Source organism: Mesorhizobium sp. M7A.F.Ca.CA.004.12.1.1 (genome assembly GCF_003997835.1).
Taxonomy (GTDB): domain Bacteria; phylum Pseudomonadota; class Alphaproteobacteria; order Rhizobiales; family Rhizobiaceae; genus Mesorhizobium.
The window spans coordinates 1-2,148 of record NZ_RZRK01000953.1 but is presented as its reverse complement, the minus strand read 5'-3'; the positions used below and the strand labels follow the sequence as shown (position 1 = coordinate 2,148).

2 protein-coding genes are annotated in these 2,148 nt (G+C 63.0%); one reads left to right on the top strand and one right to left on the bottom strand.

Going from position 1 to position 2,148, the window contains the following annotated elements; all coding sequences use genetic code 11:
• Positions 1–20: 20 nt before the first annotated feature.
• Positions 21–491: a VOC family protein gene (locus tag EN984_RS32160; RefSeq protein WP_127384244.1), complete on the bottom strand. Its 471-nt coding sequence runs from the start codon at positions 489–491 to the stop codon at positions 21–23.
• Between the two features lie 249 nt (positions 492–740).
• Here EN984_RS32160 and ilvD point away from each other — a divergent pair.
• The coding region (gene ilvD, locus EN984_RS32155; RefSeq protein ID WP_127384243.1) for a dihydroxy-acid dehydratase at positions 741–2,148 on the top strand (1,408 nt) is incomplete at its 3' end.

Here is a 2,148-nt window from a genome sequence, read left to right as displayed (position 1 = left end):
GGCGCCGCCCCGACCCTCGACTATCCTCTCGCCGCTTCCTCGATCCTGGCGATGTCGATCTTGCTCATCTGAATCATCGCTGACATCACGCGGCCGGCCTTGGCCCGGTCCGGATCCAGCAGCAGGCGCGGCAGCTGCTCCGGCACAACCTGCCAGGAGACGCCGAATTTATCCTTCAGCCAGCTGCATTGCGACGGTTGGCCGCCACCTTCGATGAGCTTGTCCCAGAAGTAATCCACCTCTTCCTGCGTCTTGCAGTCGATCGACTGCGACATCGCCTCGGTGTGCTTGAACTGCGGTCCGCCGTTGAGCGCCTGGAACTGCACGCCGTCGAGTTCGAACGTGGTCACCAGCACTTTGCCTTCATCGGCGTGGCCCTCGGGCCAGCGCATCACGCTCAGCACCTTCGAATTCTTGAAGATGGAGACGTAGAAATTCATGGCCTCTTCGGCCTGGCCGTCGAACCACAGGCAGGTGGTGATCTTTTGCATGTCGTGCTCCTCGGGTTGTTTGGTTGCGTTACGGCGAAACGGCTGACTCCGAACGCGGTGCCATTTCCATGTCGTCTGCCCAAGGACGGGCATGCAGTGCGCCATCCGACAGTGCCACGCATTTTTTTGAGAGAATCTGGCGCATTGCAAAATTGTGGCCAGACCGGGCTTGCGCGTCTATAACGCCTGCGGTCCGAATTCAGCTCCGCCGCGCCATGCCTGGCTGTGGCCAGCCACCAAGGAAAAAACATGCCTGCCTATCGCTCCCGCACCACCACCCATGGCCGCAACATGGCCGGCGCACGCGGCCTCTGGCGCGCCACCGGCATGAAGGACTCGGATTTCGGCAAGCCGATCATCGCGGTGGTCAACTCCTTCACCCAGTTCGTGCCGGGCCATGTCCATCTGAAGGATCTCGGCCAGTTGGTCGCGCGCGAGATCGAGAAGGCCGGCGGCGTCGCCAAGGAATTCAACACCATCGCCGTCGACGACGGCATCGCGATGGGCCATGACGGCATGCTCTATTCGCTGCCGTCGCGCGAGCTGATCGCCGATTCCGTCGAATACATGGTCAATGCTCACTGTGCCGACGCCATGGTCTGCATCTCCAATTGCGACAAGATCACGCCCGGCATGCTGATGGCATCGTTGCGCCTCAACATCCCGACCGTCTTCGTTTCCGGCGGTCCGATGGAAGCCGGCAAGGTGGTGCTCGCCGGCAAGACGCAGGCGCTCGACCTGGTCGATGCCATGGTGGCGGCCGCCGACGACAGGGTCTCCGACGAGGACGTCAAGGTCATCGAGCGCTCGGCCTGCCCGACCTGCGGCTCCTGCTCGGGCATGTTCACTGCCAATTCGATGAACTGCCTGACCGAGGCGCTTGGCCTGTCGCTGCCCGGCAACGGCTCGACATTGGCGACGCATGCCGACCGCAAACGGCTGTTCGTCGAGGCCGGCCACCTGATCGTCGATCTCGCCCAGCGCTATTACGAACAGGATGACGAGACGGCTCTGCCGCGCAACATTGCCTCGAAGGGCGCCTTCGAGAACGCCATGACGCTCGACATCGCCATGGGCGGCTCGACCAACACCGTGCTGCACATCCTGGCTGCCGCGCATGAGGGCGAAATCGATTTCGATCAGGACGACATCGACGCGCTGTCGCGCAAGGTGCCGGTGCTGTGCAAGGTTGCTCCGGCCAAGTCCGACGTGCACATGGAAGACGTGCACCGCGCCGGCGGTATCATGGCCATCCTCGGCCAGCTCGACAATGCCGGCCTGCTCAACCGCGACCTGCCGACGGTGCACACGCGAACGCTGGGCGAAGCGCTCGACCATTGGGATATTTCCCGCACGACCAGCCAGAGTGTGCGCGATTTCTTCCTCGCCGCCCCTGGTGGCGTGCCGACACAGGTCGCTTTCAGCCAGGACCGCCGCTGGGACGAACTCGATCTCGACCGCGAGAAAGGCGTCATCCGCTCGACCGAACATCCCTTTTCCAGGGATGGCGGCCTCGCCGTGCTGAAAGGCAATCTGGCTCTCGACGGCTGTATCGTGAAGACCGCCGGCGTCGATGAATCGATCCTGAAGTTCACCGGCACGGCCCGCGTCTTCGAAAGCGAGGAGTCGAGCGTGAAGGCGATCCTGCCGAACGCGA

Coding starts and splice junctions, on each gene's coding strand:
- EN984_RS32160 (WP_127384244.1), bottom strand. CDS start 491: ATGCAAAAGATCACCACCTGCCTGTGGTTCGACGGCCAGGCCGAAGAG.